The organism is Pseudomonas sp. 313 (assembly GCF_000316965.1).
Lineage (GTDB): Bacteria > Pseudomonadota > Gammaproteobacteria > Pseudomonadales > Pseudomonadaceae > Chryseomonas > Chryseomonas benzopyrenica.
This window is the reverse complement of the sequence record NZ_ANBZ01000026.1, coordinates 51667-70871: the sequence shown is the minus strand read 5'-3', so window position 1 is coordinate 70871 and position 19205 is coordinate 51667. Positions and strand designations below refer to the sequence as shown.

General features: G+C 67.0%; 20 protein-coding genes and 1 tRNA gene. 10 read left to right on the top strand and 11 right to left on the bottom strand.

What is annotated here, in order from left to right:
* Positions 1–9 precede the first annotated feature (9 nt).
* Both C722_RS0105725 and C722_RS0105720 read left to right on the top strand, forming a co-directional pair.
* The gene (locus C722_RS0105725; RefSeq protein ID WP_017639584.1) at positions 10–699 is read left to right on the top strand and encodes a YoaK family protein; all 690 of its coding nucleotides are present in this window, start codon (positions 10–12) and stop codon (positions 697–699) included.
* A complete protein-coding gene (locus C722_RS0105720; RefSeq protein ID WP_017639583.1) occupies positions 696–2321 on the top strand; it encodes a hybrid sensor histidine kinase/response regulator in 1626 nt (541 codons plus the stop codon). The genes C722_RS0105725 and C722_RS0105720 overlap by 4 nt, the downstream gene beginning before the upstream one ends.
* On the opposite strand, the gene C722_RS0105715 is transcribed toward C722_RS0105720, so the two are convergent.
* A complete protein-coding gene (locus C722_RS0105715) occupies positions 2314–2955 on the bottom strand; it encodes a response regulator transcription factor (protein ID WP_017639582.1) in 642 nt (213 codons plus the stop codon). The two genes, C722_RS0105720 and C722_RS0105715, sit on opposite strands and share 8 nt — an antisense overlap.
* Positions 2956–3073: 118 nt before the next feature.
* Positions 3074–4477, bottom strand: coding sequence for a NorM family multidrug efflux MATE transporter (locus C722_RS24645; RefSeq protein WP_017639581.1), 1404 nt, complete (start codon positions 4475–4477; stop codon positions 3074–3076).
* A 106-nt stretch (positions 4478–4583) separates the two neighbouring features.
* On the opposite strand from C722_RS24645, the gene C722_RS0105705 reads away from it, so the two are divergent.
* The 3 genes from C722_RS0105705 to C722_RS0105695 all read left to right on the top strand — a co-directional run bounded on the left by C722_RS0105705 (position 4584) and on the right by C722_RS0105695 (position 7965).
* The gene (locus tag C722_RS0105705) at positions 4584–5513 is read left to right on the top strand and encodes a LysR substrate-binding domain-containing protein (RefSeq protein WP_017639580.1); all 930 of its coding nucleotides are present in this window, start codon (positions 4584–4586) and stop codon (positions 5511–5513) included.
* Positions 5514–5674: 161 nt separating this feature from the next.
* Entirely contained in the window at positions 5675–7645 is a 1971-nt protein-coding gene (locus C722_RS0105700; RefSeq protein ID WP_037063239.1) for a methyl-accepting chemotaxis protein, read from the top strand.
* Positions 7646–7773: 128 nt separating this feature from the next.
* The gene (locus C722_RS0105695) at positions 7774–7965 is read left to right on the top strand and encodes a hypothetical protein (RefSeq protein WP_017639578.1); all 192 of its coding nucleotides are present in this window, start codon (positions 7774–7776) and stop codon (positions 7963–7965) included.
* Here C722_RS0105695 and C722_RS0105690 read toward each other — a convergent pair.
* Positions 7962–9452 carry a YifB family Mg chelatase-like AAA ATPase gene (locus C722_RS0105690; RefSeq protein WP_017639577.1) on the bottom strand — a complete coding sequence of 497 codons (1491 nt, stop codon included), beginning with the start codon at positions 9450–9452 and terminating at the stop codon, positions 7962–7964. The two genes, C722_RS0105695 and C722_RS0105690, sit on opposite strands and share 4 nt — an antisense overlap.
* A 62-nt stretch (positions 9453–9514) precedes the next feature.
* The gene (locus C722_RS0105685; protein WP_017639576.1) at positions 9515–9814 is read right to left on the bottom strand and encodes an accessory factor UbiK family protein; all 300 of its coding nucleotides are present in this window, start codon (positions 9812–9814) and stop codon (positions 9515–9517) included.
* 394 nt (positions 9815–10208) lie between these two features.
* Here C722_RS0105685 and glnK point away from each other — a divergent pair, with 394 nt between their 5' ends.
* From glnK to sutA, 4 genes are all read left to right on the top strand, one after another.
* Positions 10209–10547, top strand: coding sequence for a P-II family nitrogen regulator (gene glnK / locus C722_RS0105680; protein ID WP_003096476.1), 339 nt, complete (start codon positions 10209–10211; stop codon positions 10545–10547).
* A 48-nt stretch (positions 10548–10595) separates the two neighbouring features.
* A complete protein-coding gene (locus C722_RS0105675; RefSeq protein ID WP_026083673.1) occupies positions 10596–11936 on the top strand; it encodes an ammonium transporter in 1341 nt (446 codons plus the stop codon).
* 172 nt (positions 11937–12108) lie between these two features.
* Entirely contained in the window at positions 12109–12528 is a 420-nt protein-coding gene (locus C722_RS0105670; protein WP_017639574.1) for a secondary thiamine-phosphate synthase enzyme YjbQ, read from the top strand.
* A gap of 71 nt (positions 12529–12599) precedes the next feature.
* Positions 12600–12932 (top strand): transcriptional regulator SutA, encoded by a 333-nt coding sequence (sutA, locus tag C722_RS0105665; protein ID WP_017639573.1) that lies wholly within the window; start codon positions 12600–12602, stop codon positions 12930–12932.
* Between the two features lie 264 nt (positions 12933–13196).
* On the opposite strand, the gene C722_RS0105655 is transcribed toward sutA, so the two are convergent.
* Both C722_RS0105655 and C722_RS26115 read right to left on the bottom strand, forming a co-directional pair.
* Complete coding sequence (locus C722_RS0105655; RefSeq protein WP_037063249.1) at positions 13197–13532, bottom strand: hypothetical protein; 336 nt, start codon at positions 13530–13532, stop codon at positions 13197–13199.
* Positions 13533–13742: 210 nt separating this feature from the next.
* Positions 13743–13955, bottom strand: coding sequence for a hypothetical protein (locus C722_RS26115; protein ID WP_156522257.1), 213 nt, complete (start codon positions 13953–13955; stop codon positions 13743–13745).
* A gap of 307 nt (positions 13956–14262) precedes the next feature.
* On the opposite strand from C722_RS26115, the gene C722_RS0105640 reads away from it, so the two are divergent.
* On the top strand, positions 14263–14601 hold the full coding sequence (locus tag C722_RS0105640) for a cupin domain-containing protein (RefSeq protein WP_017639569.1): 339 nt from the start codon (positions 14263–14265) through the stop codon (positions 14599–14601).
* Positions 14602–14637: 36 nt separating this feature from the next.
* Here the strand turns inward: C722_RS0105640 and C722_RS0105635 are convergent, their stop codons facing one another.
* The 5 genes from C722_RS0105635 to C722_RS0105615 all read right to left on the bottom strand — a co-directional run bounded on the left by C722_RS0105635 (position 14638) and on the right by C722_RS0105615 (position 19013).
* The gene (locus tag C722_RS0105635; protein WP_017639568.1) at positions 14638–14991 is read right to left on the bottom strand and encodes a hypothetical protein; all 354 of its coding nucleotides are present in this window, start codon (positions 14989–14991) and stop codon (positions 14638–14640) included.
* 298 nt (positions 14992–15289) lie between these two features.
* A tRNA-Phe gene (locus C722_RS0105630) sits at positions 15290–15365 on the bottom strand.
* Positions 15366–15451: 86 nt separating this feature from the next.
* Entirely contained in the window at positions 15452–15724 is a 273-nt protein-coding gene (locus C722_RS0105625) for an oxidative damage protection protein (protein ID WP_017639567.1), read from the bottom strand.
* Positions 15721–16785 carry an A/G-specific adenine glycosylase gene (mutY, locus tag C722_RS0105620; protein ID WP_017639566.1) on the bottom strand — a complete coding sequence of 355 codons (1065 nt, stop codon included), beginning with the start codon at positions 16783–16785 and terminating at the stop codon, positions 15721–15723. The genes C722_RS0105625 and mutY overlap by 4 nt, the downstream gene beginning before the upstream one ends.
* Entirely contained in the window at positions 16782–19013 is a 2232-nt protein-coding gene (locus C722_RS0105615) for an AsmA family protein (protein WP_017639565.1), read from the bottom strand. The genes mutY and C722_RS0105615 overlap by 4 nt, the downstream gene beginning before the upstream one ends.
* Positions 19014–19205 lie beyond the last annotated feature (192 nt).

Genomic DNA, 19205 nt, shown 5'->3' with positions numbered 1-19205 from the left:
ATGGCCGCCATGAATCCCTCTGCTGCTCTTCCGCCCCTCGCTCCGCCCGTGACGCCACGCCACGGTGCGGTCGGCCTGGCGCTGGTCGCCGGGCTGTCACTGCTGGCTGGCATGACCGATGCCATCGGCTTTCTCGCCACCGGCGATTTCGTTTCCTTCATGAGCGGTAATACCACCCGTCTAGCGGCCGATGTGGCGGCGGGTCGTTGGGCTGCCGTGGGGCACCTGGCGTTGGCCATCGCCACCTTCGTGCTGGGCAACGCCGGCGGCGTGCTGCTGCAGCGGCTGACCCGCCAGCGCGCCTGCCTGCTGCTCGGCCTGCTGGCCCTGCTGCTGGCCCTGGCGGCCAGCCTGCCCGCAGGGCGCCTGGCGCTGCTGACCGGGGTGTTCGCCATGGGCATGGTCAATGCGGTGGTGGAGCAGGTCTATGGCCTGCCCATCGGCCTCACCTACGTCACCGGCGCCCTGTCGCGCTTCGGGCGCGGTCTGGGTCACTGGCTGCTGGGCGAACGCCGTCGCGGCTGGCGCATCCAGCTGGTGCCCTGGCTGGGCATGCTGCTGGGCGGGGTGCTGGGCGCTGCCCTGGAGGCGGGCCTGGGTCTGGCGGCCTGGTATGCCTGCGCGGCACTGGCGGCCATTCTGGCGGTGATCTTTCGCCTGATCCCGCGAGCCTGGCAACTGGGTTATCTGGCGTCATGAGCGAAGCGACCCCTGCCCTGGGCGTCCGCGATCCCGAACTCGGCCAGGCCAAGGTTCGCCTGGCCTTCATCCTGCCGGCCTCGGCCTACATCATCGGCGCCTGGGCCTGCGGCCTGTTCGGTACCGCCGTCCTGCTAGCCAACCTGCTGTGCTACGCGCTGTTCGCCGTGGTGGCCATCGGACTGTTCTTCGAGGTCCGGCAGTGGCCGGGGGTGAAGCCCTGGCGGCGCCTCCTGGCCATGAGCCTGGACTTCAGCGCCATCACCTTTTCCTCCATCACCAGCGGCGAGGCCCTGCTGCCACTGTTCGGCGTGCTGCTCTGGGTCACGGTGGGCAATGGCCTGCGCTATGGGCGTGGCTACCTGTTGCTGGCCACCGGACTGTCACTGACCGCCCTGGCCGCCATCATCGCCGGGATGCCCTTTCTGCAACGCTATCCCACGGTGGCCCTGATGATGCTGGTGACCGCCCTGCTGGTGCCCGGCTACGTCTATTTCCTGCTGACCCGCATCCAGGATTCGCTGCGCGAGACCCAGGCCGCAAACCTGGCCAAGGCGCGCTTCCTGGCCCAGGCCAGCCATGACCTGCGCCAGCCGATCCATTCCATCGGCCTGTTCACCGCCTGCCTGCGCGACAGCCAGCTGAGCGCGGATCAGGGGCAGCTGGTGGACAACATCGACCGCTCGCTGCTGGGCGTCGAGCAGCTGTTCCGTTCGCTGTTGAACATCTACACCCTCGATCAGAAGCAGGTCAGCCCGCGGCGCACGGTGGTCGACCTGGATACCCTGGTCGACGACCTGATCCGGCAGAACGCCGAGGCGGCGCGCTGGGCGGGGGTGGAGATCCGTTGGCGCCCTTGCGGCCTGCAGGTCTACAGCGATCCGGCGTTGCTGCTCACCTCGCTGCAGAATCTGCTGTCCAACGCCCTCAAGTACGCGCCCGGCCAGCCCCTGCTGCTGGCGGTGCGCCGCCGTCAGGGCCGGCTCGCCCTGGTGGTCTACGACCAGGGCCCCGGCATCGCCGCCGAGCACCTGCCGCACCTGTGCGAAGAGTTCTATCGGGTACGGGAGACACGGGATCGCGACATCGAGGGGGTCGGCCTTGGCCTATCCATCGTGCAGCGCATCGCCACCTTGCTGGAACTGCAGCTGATCATCCGCTCGCGGCCTGGGCGGGGCACGGCGGTCAGCCTCCAGGGATTGCCACTGGCCGCCGTGCCGCTGGAGGCGCGGCCAAGACCGGCGAGCGGTCCCCAGCACCTGCTCGCCGGCTGGCGGGTGCTGCTCATCGAAGACGATGCCAATGTGCTGCTGGCCACCGCGACCCTGCTGCGCAGCTGGGGCTGCGAGGTCGCCACCGCCACCAGCATCCCCGCCGGTGCCGTGGCCTGCGATCTGGTGATCACCGATTTCGATCTGGATCGCAGTGCCTCGGGTGCCGACTGCATCGCCTATCTCAACCGGCTGCAGGGCCGACGCATTCCGGCCATCGTGGTGACCGGCCATGACATCCCGCAAGTCCAGCAGGCGCTGGGCGATGCCGAGATTCCGGTGCTGGCCAAGCCGGTACGACCGGCGGAGTTGCGCGCCCTGCTGCTGGCCTTTCGCGTCGCGGCTACCTGAGCGAACGCTGGGCGCCGAGGCCGGTCTTGGCACCAAAGGCGGCCGCTGCGGCGCGGGTGCCGACGCCCAGGGTGCGCAGCAGCGCGGACACATGGATGCGCACGGTAAAGGGCGAGATGGTCAGGACCCGCGCGATCTCCTTGTTGCTCAGGCCCTGGGTGATCAAGCCGAGTACCTCCAACTGCCGCGGCGTCAGCGCCTGCAGCCGGTTATCGGGTGCCAGGCTGGCCGGGGCCAGACTCGGCGTGGCGTAGCGCACCACCGGTTGCCCGGCGAGACAGTCGGCGATGGCCTCGGCCATGGCCGTCGGCGGCAGGGCCTTGCCGATGAAGCCATCCACGCCCGCCGCCAGGATGTGCTCGATCACCGTGGCGTCTTCGAGCATAGAGACCACGATCAGGGTGCTGCGCTTGAATTCCTGGCGCAGCGCGCGCAGCGAAAAACTCAGGTCCTGACCGGGATAGAGCAGGTCCAGCAGCAGGCCGCTGGGCGGCTCGCCCTGGCGCGCCAGTTCCAGGACCTGTTGCAGGCTGTCGGCCTGCTCCACCTGTGCCTGCGGCTGCAGCTGGCGCAGGATGCGCACCAGGCCTTCACGAAACAGCGGATGGTCGTCGGCGACGATGAAACGTTGCATCTCTGGCTATCCTGGGGCCGCAGACGCCGGTCGCAACTCCGGGGTGGCCCAAAGCCTTTAGTCTAGCGCAGCGGTCGAAAGTGGACCACTTGGTAAAATTCCTGGGCCGCCGCGGCGCTCACCCGTTTTGCGCCATGCCGCGCGTGGCGGCCAGCGGCTCCGGCGGGGCCTGCACAGGGCCTGCGCCCAGCTGCCGCCGCATCAGCCACTCGAAGGCGGCGGTCAGCAGCACGGCCGCGCAGGCCAGTCCCAGCGCCAGCCCCCACCACACCCCGTGCGGACCGAAGCCTGCGTGCACTCCCAGGAGCCAGGCGCTGCTGGCGCCGATCAGGCAATAGCAGAGCAGCCCGCCATAGAAGCCCAGACGCGCCTGGCGGATGCCGCGCAGGGCGCCCTGGGCGATGCTCTGGGTGCCGTCGAAGATGACGAACAGCGCAGCGATCAGCACCAGCTGCCGCGCTAGCTCGCTGACCGGACTGTGGGCATCTGGCAGGAACAGTCCCACCAACCATGCGGGAAAGCTCCAGAACAGCAGGGCGATGCCCAGCATCACCAGGGCGCCGCCGCCGATGGCCAGCCGCCCCACCAGCAGCGCCTCCCGTGGCCGGCCCGCGCCCTGATGCTGGCCGATGCGAATGCTGGTGGCATAGGACAGCCCCGCCGGCAGCATGAACACCAGGTACACCAGCTGGTTGGCGATCTGATTGGCCGCCAGCGCCGTGGCACCCAGGGCGCCCATGCACAGGGCCGCGGCGAGGAACAGGCAGGCCTCCACCGCATAGGTGCCGCTGATCGCCAGACCCTGGCCGAGGGTGTCGGCGAGGGCGCGGCGATCCGGGCGGCGCAGATAACGACGCAGGGGATAGGCGGCATAGGCCGGGTGCCGGGCGATATACAGCGCCAGCCCAAGGGCTGCGCCATTCATCACCACGGCGGTCACCGCGCCGATGCCCGCGAGCCCGGGCTGCGGCAGGCCGCCCCAGCCGTGCAGCAGGGCGAGGTTGAACAGGGCGTTGAGCACCGCCGCACCCAGGACGATGGTCAGCACCGGCCCGGGTCGTTCCAGGGCGCTGGTGAAGCCGCGCAGGGTCATGAACAGCAGGTGGCCGGGCAGGGCGAAGGCCAGGCAGCGCAGGAACACCCCGGCCGCCTGACGACTTTCTTCCGGCTGGCCGGCCAGGGCCAGCAGCGGCTCGATGTGCCACAGCAGGGTGCCGGCCAGCAGCGCCAGCACCCCGGCGATCCAGATTCCCGCCGCGGTCACCGCCGCTACCCCTTCGCTATCCCCCGCACCCCGGCGCAACGCCGCCAGGTTGGCCACCGCGGTGATCACCCCCACGCAGATCACCGAGACGAAGGAATAGACCGCAGCGCCCAGGCCGCCACCGGCCAGGGCGGCAGGCCCCAGGCGCCCCATCATCAGGGTGTCGGTGAAGACCATGGCCACATAGGCCAGCTGGGCGCCGATCAGGGGCAGGGCGAGACGCAACAGCGCGAGCAATTCGTGACGCGGCAGGGACATGGGGCGATCTCGCTGAACGGGAGGCGACTTTGACAAGAACTCATTGTTGGATGCGGTCGCGCCGCCCACAATCGGAAAATAGCCATGTCATCCATGAGTCTGAGTCATGCCTGAAGTCTCCACGCGGCTGCCGCCGCTGTACGCCTTGCGCGCCTTCGAGGCCGCCGCCCGCCATGGCTCCTTCACTCGCGCGGCCCAGGAATTGTCGCTGACCCAGAGCGCGGTCAGTCGCCATGTACGGACCCTGGAAGAGACCTTTGGCTGCCGCCTGTTCGAACGCGCCGGGCGTCAGCTGGCGCTGACCGAGCCCGGCAAGCTGCTCTTGCCCGGCCTGAGCGAAGGCTTCGAGGCGCTGGCGCGGGCCTGCGGCAATCTCGTCGTGGCGGAGGGCACCCTGAGGCTCAAGGCGCCCACCACCCTGTCACTGCGCTGGCTGCTGGCGCGTCTGGCGCGCTTTCGCCAGCTCAGTCCGCAACTGGACATCCAGCTCACCAGCGTCTGGATGGCCAGCGACCGGGTCGACTTCGTCCATGAACCCTTCGATTGCGCGGTGCTGCTCGGCAATGGCCGCTTCCCGGCGGATTGGGAGGTGGTGCCGCTGTTCGACGAGTGGCTGGTACCGGTCTGTTCGCCAGCCGCGGCCCGAGAGGGCGTCTGGGATGTGGCGCGCCTGCAACGGGAAGAGCTGCTGCATCCCACCTTCGACCGCCGCGACTGGCGTCGCTGGCTGCAGGCCATGGGCTTGACCCAGGCGGTGCCGCTCAGCGGCGGCCAGGTGTTCGACACCCTGGAACTGGGCATGGCTGCCGCCGCGCGTGGCTATGGGGTTTCCATCGGCGATCTGGTGATGCTCGCCGAGGACCTGGCGGCCGGGCTGATCGCCTTGCCCTGGCCAGCGGCCGTGGCCAGTGGCGATGCCTATTATCTGGTCTGGCCACGCAATCGTCGGGGGCAGGCACGCGTTCGCCAGCTGGGCGATTTTCTGCAGCGGGAGGTGGCGTCCCAGAGCCTGCCAGAGGTCATTCGCCACAAATAAGGCGCCAGACATCCGTCATTCGCTTTAGTTCGTCACGCTCCAGCCGATAAACTAACCGTTCATCGCTAAGAAGGCCGCCGTAGAGCGGCTCGTCCCTGATGTAGACCCTTGCCCTCAATTTCGTACTGCCCTACAGGGATGTAGGCGCTTTGGAGTCCTCTATGGTCATTTCTCCGCGTCGTAGTATTGCCCGACAACTTGCCTTGGCCCTCAGTCTGGTACTGATTGTCGTGATCGCCGGCAGCTGTCTGTTCGCCCTGCATGCCTTAAGCGTGTCCATCGAAGGCACTCAGCGCAAGCACCTGGGCAGCGAGGCCCGGCTGCTCTCCGATCAGCAGCAGACCTTCCTCGGTACGCTCAAGGTCAGCACCCAGCGCCTTGCCAATCTGTTCGAGCGCCGCTTCGATGGCGGCCTTTCCCGCAGCAGCGAGCGTACCGTCGTCGCCGGCACCGATACCCCGGTACTGCTCTACAAGGGCGAGGCGCTCAACAATGACTTCACCCAGGTCGATGATTTCACCCGCCTCACCGGCGGTACCGCCACCATCTTCGTGCGCGATGGCGACGACTTCACCCGCATCACCACCTCGCTGAAGAAGCAGGACGGCAGCCGCGCCATCGGCACTCGCCTGGACCGCAAGCATCCCGGCTATGCCGGTCTGCTGCAGGGCCAGACCTACGTGGGGCGTGCCCAGCTGTTCGGTCGCTCCTACATGACCCAGTACAGCCCGGTACGCGACACCCAGGGCCAGGTCATCGCCGTGCTCTATGTCGGCTTCGACTACACCGACGCCCAGGCCCAGCAACTGGCCCAGCTGACCCAGCTGCGCATCGGCGAGACCGGCTCCCTGGCCCTGCTCGACGAACAGGGCAACTGGCTGGTCCCGCCGGCCAATGCCAAGCAGACCGACGAATTGCTCGCCGACCTCAAGAGCGATCCCAAGCAGCACGTACATGGCTGGCAGGACGGCAATCAAGCCTTCCTCAGCGTCAGTGCGCCAGTCGCCGGCGAAGGCTGGACCGTGGTCGCCACCCTGCCCAAAGCCGAACTGGACGCCCCAGTGCATGCCGTTGGCCTGCGCCTGGCCATCGGCAGTCTGATCGCCCTGGTGCTGGCAGTGGTCGCTTCGGTCGTGCTGCTGCGCCGCAAGCTCAGCCCGCTGGGCCAGCTGGTGGAGCGGGCCCAGGCCCTGGGTCGCGGTCAGCTCAGCGTGCGCGTCGAGGCGCGCAGTCACGACGAGATCGGCGAACTCGCCCAGAGCTTCAACCAGATGGCCGATGCCCTGGCCTCCACCGTCGAGCAGGTTCGTGGCTCCTCGCGCGCGGTCACCGAGCGCTCCCAGCAACTGAGCCAGCTCTCCGACCAGACTCTCAGACGCTCCGCCGAGCAGTCCACCCAGATCGACAGCATGGCCAGCGCCGTGGAGGAATTCAGCGCCACCGCCCAGAACATCGCCGATGGCATGCAGCGCACCGAGCGCCTGGTGCAGGAAAACGCCCAGCAGACCCGCACCGGTACCCAGGCCATGCAGGGCGCCTCGGGTGCCCTGGAGCAGATTGCCGATTCCCTTGCCAGCACCGCCGAATTGATCAAGGGCCTGGATGGCCGCTCCCAGCAGATTGGCGGCATCATCGGCGTCATCAGCGGGATCGCCGAGCAGACCAACCTGCTGGCGCTCAACGCGGCCATCGAAGCGGCCCGCGCCGGTGAGCAAGGCCGTGGCTTCGCCGTGGTCGCCGATGAAGTCCGGCAATTGGCCGGTCGCACCAGCGAGGCCACCCGCGAGATCTCCCAGATGATCGGCGCGGTGCAGGGCGAGACCCAGCGCGCCATGGGCGCCATCGACGAAGGCAATCGCCTCATGGAGCAGGGCCTGGCGCGTAACGCCGATGTGGCCCAGGCGCTGCGCAGCATCGACCAGCAGGTCGCCGAGGCGGTGGAGCAATTCTCCGGCATCGCCCAGGCCACTGCCGAGCAGAGCACCACCGCCACGGCGCTGAGCCGCAACATCCAGGCGATCGCCGTGGACAACGCCGCCCAGCGCGATGCCGCCGAGGTACTGGCCGGTACCGCTGGCGAGCTGCGGCACCTGGCGGAAGACCTGAGCGCCGAAGTGGGCCGGTTCAGCTAGCCGGATCTTTCTGGCAGAACCGAAAGGGAGGCTCAGGCCTCCCTTTTTCATTCCTGCGCACCTTGGCGCTTGCCTGGCTGCAATACTCTGACTACTGTATGCAAATACAGTATAAGAGGAGGGGTGTCATGGGCGTATCCAACGAGGCGGTGCAGGCCGTCGAACGCATGCTGACCACGCTACGGGCGGAGCGCGACGACTATCGCGAGCTGGCCCACCAATGGCGGGCCATGTGCTTCGAGCTGGCGCAGGAAAACCAGGCGCTGCGAGATCGGCTGCAGGAGCCGCCGCGGCACTATGGTCCGCCTGCCGGCGTCTAGTGACTCGCCCGATACTGCAGCGCTTCGGCCAGCTGCGCCCGCTGGATCTCGGCCTGGCCGGCCAGATCGGCCAGGGTGCGGGCTACCTTGACCACCCGGTGCAGGGCGCGCAGGGACAGATTCAGGCGTTCGCCGGCGCCTTCCAGCCAGCGCTGATCGGCTTCGCTCAGGACACATACCTGGTGCAGCTGATCGAGGCCGAGCAGGGCGTTGGGGCGGCCCTGGCGCGCCAGTTGGATGGCCCGGGCCTCGGCGACCTGGCGTGCGGCCTCCGCCGTGGTGAGCTCGGCAGCCGGTGAGGCGCCCAGGCGCAGGTGCTCGCGGGCCACGGTCAGGTGCAGGTCGATGCGGTCCAGCAGCGGACCGGACAGCTTGCCCCTATAGCGCTGGATCTGCTCCGGACTGCAGCGACAGCGGCCGCTGGGGTCGCCCAGGTAGCCGCAAGGACAGGGATTCATCGCCGCCACCAGTTGGAAGCGCGCCGGAAAGCGTACCCGCTCGCGTGCCCGGGCGATGACGATCTCGCCACTTTCCAGGGGCTCGCGCAGCACCTCCAGCACCTTGCGATCGAATTCCGGCAACTCGTCGAGAAACAGCACCCCGCGATGGGCCAGGGTGATCTCGCCAGGCCCGGGGCGGCTGCCACCGCCCACCAGCGCCGGACCTGACGCCGAATGGTGCGGCTGACGAAAGGGTCGCTGCGGCCAGTGTTCCAGCGGCTCGGGTCCGGCCACCGAATGGATGGCGGCCACCTGCAGCGCCTCTTCCTCGTCCAGGGGTGGCAGGAGCCCTGGCAGGCGGCTGGCGAGCAGGGTCTTGCCGGTTCCTGGCGGTCCGGCGAGCAGCAGGTTGTGGGCACCGGCTGCAGCCACCACCAGGGCACGCTTGGCCGCCTGCTGTCCCTGGACCTCGGCGAGATCGGGATAGGGCAGCGGGGTGCGCAGCAGGCCGCTGGGCTGATAGGGCGCCAGCGGCGCCTGGCCGCTCAGATGGCCGGCGAGCTCCAATAGGTGATCGACCGCCAGCACCGTCAGGCCGCTGGCCAGGCAGGCTTCCTCGGCATTGGCACGAGGCACCACCAGGATACGGCCCGCCGTTCGGGCGGCCAGCGCCGCCGGCAGTACGCCGCGAATCGCCCGCACCGCGCCCGACAAGGCCAGCTCCCCCAGGCATTCGTAGCCGTCGAGGCCTTGCGCCGGCAGCTGCCCGCTGGCGGCGAGGATGCCGATGGCCAAAGCAAGGTCGAAGCGCCCGCCGTCTTTAGGGAGATCGGCGGGAGCGAGATTGAGGGTGATGCGGCGACTGGGGAATTCGAAACCGGCCGTGAGGATGGCGCTGCGCACCCGATCCTTGGCTTCGCGCACGGCGGTCTCCGGCAGGCCCACCAGGGTGAGGGCGGGCAGGCCATTGGCCAGGTGCGCCTCGACCACCACCGGCGGCGCTTCCACGCCCACCTGGGCGCGGGTATGAACGAGGGCAAGCGACATGATCTCTCCTTGATCGTGCTTCGCTAGACAGCAGGCTGCACCATCCTGGCGCGCCTTCAAGGTCAGTCGGCGGCGGCGACATCCGTGGCCGGGGTCACCGGCGGCTTCACGTCCTGGGTCTGGCTGTTCTCCAGCTCGTTCAGACGCGCTTCGAGGGCCTCCAGGCGCGCACGTGTGCGGGCCAGCACCGCCATCTGCGCATCGAATTCATCACGGCTGACCACATCGAGCTTGCTCAGCGCACCCTGGAGCAGGGCCTTGAACTGGCTCTCGATTTCCGCCTTGGGCAGCGGCGAGTCCTGACCGAACAGCCGGCTGGCCTGCTGAGTCAGGGAGTCGAACAGCGAACGGGTCGTGGACATGGTTATTCCCTGCCTGTAATCAAAGCCCGAGTGTAGCACAGCGGCTCCTGTGCTCCGGACAGCCACGACTGCACCGCTTTGGTGCCATCCCCATGCCAGAGCTGTTCGCTGTTGGTGCAAAGTCCTGCCCCATGACCGGTGGTCTGCCCTGTCAGGAGGCGCGCCAGGCCCACCGGCCCCGGTAATACGGCCCCCTTCAAAAACCTGGCAAGCTTTCTGCTACTGCCGAAGCAGAGACGGGCGTCAGCGGACGCCTGGGGTAGAGGCGCGCTCTGGCCGCTTCTGCCGTAACCACGGCGATTACCACGCCGACGGTTAAACAGACGGTCACTGCGCTAGACTTGGGCCGGGGTTTGTTTTCCTGGGGCAAGTCAACTCAATCGGGAGAAGTTTCATGAAACTAGTCACCGCCATCATCAAGCCGTTCAAGCTCGACGACGTGCGTGAGTCGCTGTCCGAGATCGGTGTGCAAGGCATCACCGTTACCGAGGTCAAGGGCTTTGGCCGTCAGAAGGGCCACACCGAGCTCTATCGCGGCGCCGAATACGTCGTCGACTTCCTGCCCAAGGTCAAGATCGACGTCGCCATTGCCGACGATCAACTCGATCGCGTCATCGAGGCCATCACCAAGGCCGCCAACACCGGCAAGATCGGTGACGGCAAGATCTTCGTGGTGAATCTCGAGCAAGCCATCCGCATCCGTACCGGCGAAACCGACACAGACGCCATCTGACGCGTTAACCGACCGCCCAACCCCACACGAGCCCCAGGAGAAACAACGATGACTCTGCGCACCTACGCAGGGCTAGGAGCCCTCATGTCTTTCGTAGCGCTGCCGGGCCTAGCCATGGCCCAGGAAGCGGCTGCGGCACCAGCAATCAACAGTGGCGATACGGCGTGGATGCTGATCTCGACGGCCCTGGTGCTGTTCATGACCATCCCTGGTCTCGCGCTGTTCTACGGCGGCATGGTGCGTGCCAAGAACGTCCTCTCGGTGATGATGCAGTGCTTCGCCATCACCGGTCTCATCAGCATCCTGTGGATGGTCTACGGCTACAGCCTGGCCTTCGACACCACCGGCATGGAGAAGGGCGTCACCAATCTGAATTCCTTCATCGGTGGCCTGAGCAAGGCCTTCCTGTCCACCCTGGAGCATGATGCCGTCACCTCGGCTACCGCACTGTTCCCGGAAAGCGTCTTCGTCACCTTCCAGATGACCTTCGCCATCATCACCCCGGCGTTGATCGTCGGCGCCTTCGCCGAGCGCATGAAGTTCTCCGCCATGCTGGTCTTCACCGGCCTGTGGTTCACCTTCGTCTACGCCCCCATCGCCCACATGGTCTGGAGCGGTGACGGCGGCCTGATGTGGGACTGGGGCGTACTGGACTTCGCGGGTGGCACCGTGGTGCACATCAACGCCGGTGTGGCCGGCCTCGTCGCGGCCCTGGTCCTGGGCAAGCGCAAGGGCTATCCCACCACTCCCATGGCGCCGCACAACCTGGGCTATACCCTGGTCGGTGCCGCCATGCTGTGGGTCGGCTGGTTCGGCTTCAATGCCGGTTCCGCCGCCGCTGCCAACGGCACCGCCGGCATGGCCATGCTGACCACCCAGATCGCCACCGCCGCTGCCGCCCTGGGCTGGATGTTCGCCGAGTGGATCACCCACGGTAAGCCGAGCGCCCTGGGCATCGCCTCCGGCGTGGTCGCCGGTCTGGTGGCCATCACCCCGGCCGCCGGTACCGCCGGTCCCATGGGCGCCCTGATCATCGGTCTGGTTTCCGGTGTGGTGTGCTTCTTCACCGCCACCAGCCTCAAGCGCAAGCTGGGCTACGACGACTCCCTGGACGCCTTTGGCGTGCACGGCATCGGCGGCATCGTCGGCGCCCTGCTGACCGGGGTCTTCGCTGCCCCGGCCCTGGGCGGCTTCGGCACCGTCACCGACATCGGCGCCCAGCTGTTCATCCAGTTCAAGGGCGTGGCCTTCACCATCGTCTACACCGGCATCGTCACCTTCGTGATCCTCAAGGTGCTGGACGTGGTCATGGGTCTGAGAGTCAACGAAGAAGAGGAAACCGTGGGTCTGGACCTCACCTTGCACAACGAGCGTGGCTACAACCTGTAAGCCGCCGCTCTGGAAAAAGGCGCCGCGAGGCGCCTTTTTTACGTCTGCCGTACGGCCGGAACAACCGTCGTCCTGCTGTGTCTAGACTGCACGCCAGCGGTGTGCAATCACCGCTTTGCTTTTCCGATCGTCGCGCTAGAATGCGCGCCCAGTCAGTCGGCGGGGGTTGTTCATGTGGCTGCAGCGGACCTTTTCCCTGCGCGCGCGGGCGCGTGGTTTCCATCTCGTCACGGCTGAGGTGCTGGAGCAACTGCCCGAGCTTGGCGAATGCCGGATCGGCCTGCTGCACCTCTGGCTGCAGCACACCTCGGCCTCGTTGACCATCAACGAGAATGCCGACGGGGCGGTGCGCCGTGACTTCGAGCGGTTCTTCAATCAGCTGGTGCCCCAGGGGCAGGCCGGTTACGAGCACGACTACGAAGGCCCGGACGACCTGCCTGCGCATTTCAAGAGCAGTCTGCTCGGCTGCAGCCTGAGCCTACCAATCCAGGCCGGGCGCCTGGCGCTGGGAACCTGGCAGGGCATCTACCTGGGCGAGCATCGCGACCAGGGTGGCGCGCGGCGGCTGATCGCGACGTTGCAAGGCGAATAGCCAGGAATTTTTTTTAAGAGGCCGCGTCAAAACGCGCGGTCCGATTTTGCCAAAGTCTGTGGAGGCGGTTTATGAGCGACGAAGATCTGGAGCAGGACGACCTGGAGACCGGGGCGGAAGAAGAGGGCGATAACGAAGACTTCGCTGCCGCAACCGACGACGCCGAGCAAGAGGAAAGCGGCGAAAGCGAAACACCCGCGTCCGGCAGCAAGGCCAAGAAGAAGCGCGAAGCCGAGCCCGAGGAACTGCCTTCGGTGGAAGCCAAGCAGCGCGAGCGGGATGCGTTGGAAAAGGCCATGCAGGACTTTCTGGCCCGCGGTGGCAAGGTGCAGGAGATCGACGCCAATGTGGTCGCCGATCCGCCCAAGAAGCCCGACAGCAAGTATGGCAGTCGGCCCATCTAGGACCACGCCATACCGCCTTCGAAACCCCGCCTCGGCGGGGTTTCGTCTATCTGGCAGTTACAGCAGCGCCATCACCATGATGAAGCCGGTAAAGGCCGCAGCCATGGTCGCAAGGCAGGCCATGCAGATTACATCATCTCTCTCATACATGTTGGCAACGCCCTAAAGCCTAATGGGGTGATGGCATTTTGCTCCTCTGGCAAACATCTCCCTGTGTGGCTCATCGCAAAAGGCCACCATCTCGCCGCCGCGATGCCAAGCAGTTCACCAATGCCGGGGTGGTCCGTAATAGGGTCGCGCCTCATAGGCCGGCGGATAGGCGTAGTAGCCCGGCGGTGCCGGCCGCCAACGCGGCGCGGCATAACCCGGTTGCGGATAGGGTTGGTAGTAGCTGTAGGGGTAGCGATCCCTGCGGTAATAGGGGTGGTGCCGGTGATGCCGTCGAAATTCGCCCGCCGGCAGGAATTCGCCGCCCTCGGCGACGGCTGCGGCGCCGCCCGCCCAGGGTTGTCCTCGATCGGGGCCTTCATGGGCGGCGGCCAGGCCGCTGGCGGTCAGGGTGGCGGTCAACAGCAGAATCAACGACGCTCGCGATGCCATGGTGTTCTCCTCGCGGCGCTCGATAGGCCGCGTCACCATGAAACACCTTTGGCGGTCAGCGGACGTCAGGCCAGGTAAAGGTCCGGTAAGCCCGCCCGTCCACTCAGCCCCAATCGAGGCCCTGCATGCCCACGGCGACGATCAGCGCCATGGCCAGCAGGCCGATACCGCACATCAGGATGGTCAGCTCCAGTTGATCCAGACGTCGCTTCATCCCTGCCACCAGTGCCAGAGGGTAAAGCCGACCAGCGCCAGCACCAGGCCGAGAAACAACCGGTTCAGCCACAAGCTGACGCCGCTCAGCACCCTGAACCAGAGGGGTACGGTCGGCTCGGCGGCACGCGGGCCGGGCTGGTCGATGGCTGGTTGAGGCAGGGCGCCGGACAGGGCAGGGGCGATGAGGGGAATCGAGGGAATCGGCATGCAGTAAGCGCCTCCGTGCGCCTGGTGCGAGGTCTGGTTGACCGCAGCGGCCAACCGGGGGCGAGCGGCGCCCTTGATCGGCGGCCACCTCTGCGATCGATCATCGCCGAAAATCTTGGCGATCGGGTGACGGGCTCCCGAAAAGGTCGGGCGGATCGCACTCTTGACGGCAAATGGCAGAGCACCTGGGGCCATGGCGGCGACTCCTGGATGGCGCGGATCCCTTAGAGACTTGAGCGCCTGGTCGGACAGGCGCAGTCTGGATGACCTTAGCGCACCCTGGCGCGAGGCCCTGTGGGAAAACGTCATGACCAATCTGTTTCGCGACCTGCCCGATGCCTCCGCCGCGGAGGTGTTCACGTCCCTGCTGGCGCGGCCCGGTTGCCGCATCGAACGCATCGTTTCCCAGGGCCAGACGACGCCAGCGCAGACGCCCTATCGGCAGGCCCATGAGGAGTGGGTGCTGGTGCTGCAGGGCGCCGCGCGGATCGCCCTGGAAGGGCGGGAGGTGGCGCTCGAGCCAGGGGATACGCTGCTCATCCCCGCCCACGCTGAGCACTGGGTGACCTATACCGATCCCACAGTCGCCACGGTGTGGCTGGCTCTTCATCTCGGCGTGGTGGACGGAGCCCCGGCGCCGGCGTGAGGGTGATGGCGCCTAGCGCTCTTTCGACAGCCGTCGCTAGCGGACCAGGGTCACCGGGCCATGGTCGTCGCAGTGGCCGTCATGGACATGATGCAGCCGGCCATCCACCAGGTAGTCGACATGATCGCCGTGGGGCACGGCTTCGTGACCGCAATCGGGCCCATGGACGTGGTCGGCTGCATGGCCGCTGCTCTGGCCATGGGTGCAGTGATCCGGATTGGTCGCATTGACCTCCAGCACGTGCTCGTCCACGTGGTCACCATGCATGTGGTGCAGATGGCCGTCGTGGAGATAGTCGATGTGGCCCGCGTGCTCGATGGCGGTGTGGCCACAGTTCGGACCGTGCTGATGGCTGTGATTGGCGTGATGCTTTTGGCTGCAGGTGCTCATGGTGCTGACTCCAGAAAAGGTGGGTGTCGGGCGACGCCGTGCCATTAAAAAGTCTGAAGTGGGTAGAGAGTCAAGATCGTCTGGGCGGGATTCGCAAAGGATTGCGGCCGTCTAGGACGAGCCTTGGCACCCTTGGGGTCAGGAGCAGGAGCAGGAGGGCGGTGCTGGGCCGCAAGGGAAGGGGCGTGACGAGATAGCGACGCCTGCAGGCTGGCTTGCCCATATCGCAGGCACAAAAAAACCGGCGCTAGGCCGGTTTCTCTGATTTCCAGATCCCGCAGGATCTGGAAGCTTGTCTTGGTGCCCAGGGACGGAATCGAACCGCCGACACGGGGATTTTCAATCCCCTGCTCTACCAACTGAGCTACCTGGGCAACGGGGCGCATTAAAAGCGTTTCTCGACCCTGTGTCAACAGCGAGCCCAAAAAAATTTAGATTTTTCGGGCGCTTAGCCGTCGACTCAGGCGCTGGGGGGCACGTAGCCCTCGGCCTGGGCGTAGTCTTCGCCGGACAGGAACTTGTCCATCTCGGCTTGCAGGAACTTGCGATCCTCGGCGTTCATCATGTTCAGCCGGCGCTCGTTGATGAGCATGGTCTGGTGCTTCTGCCACTCTTCCCAGGCCTGCTTGGAGACGTGCTGGTAGATGTCTTCGCCCTTGGCGCCGGGGTAGGGCGGACGATCGAGGGCGGGCAGCTCCTGCTTGTGCTTGCGGCACATCACGGTGCGGGTCATGCGGGTTCTCCTTTGAGCGCCTGCTCGGCGCGCTTGAGCAGTTTCTGCACCGGGGCGGCGAGGCCCAGGCGCGGCGGGGACGCGAGGTTATACCAAAGCCAGTCGCCCTCGGCCACGCGGTGCTGGCGGTGGTCCACCTGCACCAGCCAGGGTTCGATGGCCAGTTGGAAATGGCTGAAGGTGTGCACCAGGCCGGGCAGCGCCTGGCGTTCGTCGATGGCGAGGCCCTGGCGTTCGGCGAGGGCTTCGAGTTCGGCCACGTCGGCCACCTCCGGCGGACCCCAGAGACCGCCCCAGAGGCCGGTCGAGGGGCGGCGCTGGAGGAGCACGGCATTGGCGTCGTTGACGAACAGCGGCATCAGGGTGCTGCGCTGCGGCAGAGTCTTGCGTGGCTTGGCGGCGGGAAAGTCGGTTTCCTGGCCCAGCAGGTGGGCACGGCAGCCGGGCTTGACCGGGCACAGCAGACAGCTGGGTTTGCTGCGGGTACAGAGGGTGGCACCCAGGTCCATCATCGCCTGGGTGTAGTGGCCGACCCGCTCGTGGGGCATCAGTCGGTCGGCCACCTCCCACAGACGGCGGGCCACGGCGGGTTCGCCCGGATAGCCGGGAGTGGCGGTATAGCGGGCCAGGACGCGTTTGACGTTGCCATCGAGGATGGGCGCCCGGATGCCCATGCTCAGGCTGGCGATGGCGCCAGCGGTGGAGCGGCCGATGCCGGGCAATTCGGCTAGGGCCTCGACGCTGCGCGGGAACTCGCCGCCATGGCGCTCGACCACGGTCTTGGCGGCCTTGTGCAGGTTGCGCGCGCGGCTGTAGTAGCCGAGGCCGGTCCAGAGGTGCAGCACCTCGTCTTCCGGCGCCGCGGCCAGGGCCTCGACAGTGGGCAGCGCCTGCATGAAGCGGTCGAAGTAGCCCAGCACGGTGGCGACCTGGGTCTGCTGGAGCATGATCTCCGAGACCCAGACGCGATAGGGCGTCACGCCCTGTTGCCAGGGCAGGTCCTTGCGGCCGTGCAGGTCGTACCAGGCCAGCACGGCGGTACCAAAGGCGTCGTCAGTCATCGGCGTTGCAGCAGCCCTCGGATGGCGTTCTGGATGTCGGGGCTGATTTTATCACCGAGCTTCTCTTCGATTTTTTCGTTCAGACGATTGCCAGCGGCACGGGCGATGATCTGGCCCATGGCCTCGCGATCCAGGCGGCAGGCCTTGGCGCCCAGTTCCAGGGGGCCGCGGCACTGCAGCGGCCACTCGATATCCGCATAGCGCTCGCCGACCCGGCAGCCGGGATCGGCGGCGGCATTGGTGTCGCCCTGCACGGTGATGCCCAGGCGGTAGTCGAGGCCGAGGGTGCGCAGGTCGATGTCGCCCGCGCCCTTTACCGCCAGGCCCGGCACGCTGACGCTGAGGTCCTGGTTGCGGGCCACGCCGTTGACGATGTTGAGGCTGCCGCTCAACTGGCGGAACGGGGTGTTCTGGCCGCCATGGGGCAGCTCCAGCGGCTTGCGATTGAGCAGGGCGATGCCCTGGCACAGCTGGCTTTCGACGTTGGCGTCGATCAGTTGGCCATTGCGTAGGGCGAAGCGCGCGGTGCCGCCCAGGTTGTCGATCAGGGTGCGTTGGCTGGCGCCCGAGCTGCGCAGATCGGCGTCCAGGTCCAGCAGGCCTTCCACCGGCGGCTTCTGGCCCTGGGCCTGGAGGATGCGCTCCACCGGTACGCCCTTGATGCGTTCACGAGCGGTCAGTTGCGGCTGGACGCCGCGCACGTCGAGGGCGCCATTGGCTTCGAAGCGACCGCCGAACAGCTCGCCTTCCAGGGCGCTGAGTTGCAGTTGGCCATCGGCGGCCTTGGCCTTGAGGCTGGCGCCTTCGAAGGGCAGGCGATTGAGGGTCAGGTGTTGCAGGCTCAGGTCGACATCGGCGTCCAGGCTGCGCAGGCGCTCCACCGGCAACAGGGTTTCCTGGCTCCAGGCGTGCTGGGTCGGCGCCTCGGGCAGCGGCGAGTTGCCCTGGGTGGCGATGGCATCGACCTGGGCGACCTCTTCCTGGCGCGCGCCATTGGCCTGGCGCGCCGCGGCGGCCTTGGCCGGCAGATAGCGATCCAGGTCCAGGGCGTCGCCGCTGACCTGGATACGCAGGGCGCGGCGGGCGATGTCGGCGACGGCGACGGCGACGCGGCCCTTGAGGGTGCTGTCGTCGAGCTGGAAGTTGAAGTCGTCCAGCGCCAGGGCGTTGCGGCTGGCTTGCACCTGGGCATTCATCTCGAAGCGCTGCAGGGTCTTGGCATCGGCCATGGCCGGCAATTCGACGCCGATACTGTCGAGGAAGGCGCGCAGGTCCAGGCGGGCGATGGAGACGCGCCCGGCCAGCTGCGGATCGGTTTCCAGACCGGTGAGCTTGAGGTCGCCCAGGGCCTTGAGGTCATTGGCAGTGAGCTTGAGGCTGGTCCATTCCGCGGTCTGGGCGCGGCGGTCGACGGCCAACTGGCCGCTGGCGGAATAGTTGACCACCTTGCCGTTGAAGGGCTCGCCACTGGCGTCGCCGGTCAGCTGGAGATTGTCCAGGGCGTATTGCTGGCTGGCCGGATCGAAGCGCAATTCACCGTTGAGCAGTACCGTGGCGTTGACCGGCGGCTGGGTGGTACTGGCGGTGCCGGCCAGCTTGATGGGAATGGGCGTGCCGGCGTAGATGGCACCGGTCTCCAGATCGATGCCCTCGAAGGCATAGCGGGCGCCGCTGCGGGCGTCGCTGTATTCGACGCGGGAATTGCGCACGGTCAGGCTCTCGACGTTGAGCTTGAGCGGCTGGCGCCTCGCGGTCGGCTCGCCAGACGTGGACGCGTCGGCGGGGGTGTCGGCCGGCGCGGCGCCAGCGCCCGCCTTGGGTGCGGGGCGGCCGATTTCGGCCCAGTTGGTACGGCCCTGCTCATCGCGGCTGGCGGTGAGATCCAGGCCGTCGATCTTGATGTCGCTCATCTCCAGATCACGGCGCAGCAGCAGCGGCAGCAGGCGGACCGAGAGGATCAGCCGCTGCACCTGGGCCAGCTGGCGGTCGGGGGTGGCGGCGCTGGCCAGGGTGGCGTCGTGCAATTCGACGCCCAGCCAGGGAAACAGACTCCAGCCGATGTCGCCCTTGAGTTGCAGGTCGACGTTGGCCTTGTCGCGCGCCAGCTGGCGGAGCTCGTCCTTGTAGTCGTTGGGATCGACCAGATGGGTGAGGGCGAAGCCTGCGGCGACCAGCAGGAGCAGCAGGCCGACGAGGACGATACCCAGCACTTTGGCGAAAGCTTTCATGACGAGGAAATTCCTGTTCCGGCGGGCGATGGCGCGACTGGCCAGTATAGGGGCTTGGGCTGGCCGCGATGACATCGAGGTGTCGGCCCTGTGACAGCGGTGGTACTCGCCCGTTTCGTCGGCGGTCTTGCACCGCCCGTACCCTGGTAAATGAGCAGGGGTGGCAGTACGCCAGGGTGCGCTTTAATGTCG

Bases quoted from the DNA above. Each gene is read 5' to 3' on its own strand.
- C722_RS0105640 (WP_017639569.1), top strand. From the start codon at position 14,263: ATGACCAATCTGTTTCGCGACCTGCCCGATGCCTCCGCCGCGGAGGTG.
- C722_RS0105700 (WP_037063239.1), top strand. From the start codon at position 5,675: ATGGTCATTTCTCCGCGTCGTAGTATTGCCCGACAACTTGCCTTGGCC.
- C722_RS0105705 (WP_017639580.1), top strand. From the start codon at position 4,584: ATGCCTGAAGTCTCCACGCGGCTGCCGCCGCTGTACGCCTTGCGCGCC.
- C722_RS0105675 (WP_026083673.1), top strand. From the start codon at position 10,596: ATGACTCTGCGCACCTACGCAGGGCTAGGAGCCCTCATGTCTTTCGTA.
- C722_RS0105625 (WP_017639567.1), bottom strand. From the start codon at position 15,724: ATGACCCGCACCGTGATGTGCCGCAAGCACAAGCAGGAGCTGCCCGCC.
- C722_RS0105720 (WP_017639583.1), top strand. From the start codon at position 696: ATGAGCGAAGCGACCCCTGCCCTGGGCGTCCGCGATCCCGAACTCGGC.
- C722_RS0105635 (WP_017639568.1), bottom strand. From the start codon at position 14,991: ATGAGCACCTGCAGCCAAAAGCATCACGCCAATCACAGCCATCAGCAC.
- C722_RS0105670 (WP_017639574.1), top strand. From the start codon at position 12,109: ATGTGGCTGCAGCGGACCTTTTCCCTGCGCGCGCGGGCGCGTGGTTTC.
- glnK (WP_003096476.1), top strand. From the start codon at position 10,209: ATGAAACTAGTCACCGCCATCATCAAGCCGTTCAAGCTCGACGACGTG.
- mutY (WP_017639566.1), bottom strand. From the start codon at position 16,785: ATGACTGACGACGCCTTTGGTACCGCCGTGCTGGCCTGGTACGACCTG.
- C722_RS0105690 (WP_017639577.1), bottom strand. From the start codon at position 9,452: ATGTCGCTTGCCCTCGTTCATACCCGCGCCCAGGTGGGCGTGGAAGCG.
- C722_RS24645 (WP_017639581.1), bottom strand. From the start codon at position 4,477: ATGTCCCTGCCGCGTCACGAATTGCTCGCGCTGTTGCGTCTCGCCCTG.
- C722_RS0105725 (WP_017639584.1), top strand. From the start codon at position 10: ATGAATCCCTCTGCTGCTCTTCCGCCCCTCGCTCCGCCCGTGACGCCA.
- C722_RS0105685 (WP_017639576.1), bottom strand. From the start codon at position 9,814: ATGTCCACGACCCGTTCGCTGTTCGACTCCCTGACTCAGCAGGCCAGC.
- C722_RS26115 (WP_156522257.1), bottom strand. From the start codon at position 13,955: ATGCCGATTCCCTCGATTCCCCTCATCGCCCCTGCCCTGTCCGGCGCC.
- sutA (WP_017639573.1), top strand. From the start codon at position 12,600: ATGAGCGACGAAGATCTGGAGCAGGACGACCTGGAGACCGGGGCGGAA.
- C722_RS0105715 (WP_017639582.1), bottom strand. From the start codon at position 2,955: ATGCAACGTTTCATCGTCGCCGACGACCATCCGCTGTTTCGTGAAGGC.
- C722_RS0105615 (WP_017639565.1), bottom strand. From the start codon at position 19,013: ATGAAAGCTTTCGCCAAAGTGCTGGGTATCGTCCTCGTCGGCCTGCTG.
- C722_RS0105695 (WP_017639578.1), top strand. From the start codon at position 7,774: ATGGGCGTATCCAACGAGGCGGTGCAGGCCGTCGAACGCATGCTGACC.
- C722_RS0105655 (WP_037063249.1), bottom strand. From the start codon at position 13,532: ATGGCATCGCGAGCGTCGTTGATTCTGCTGTTGACCGCCACCCTGACC.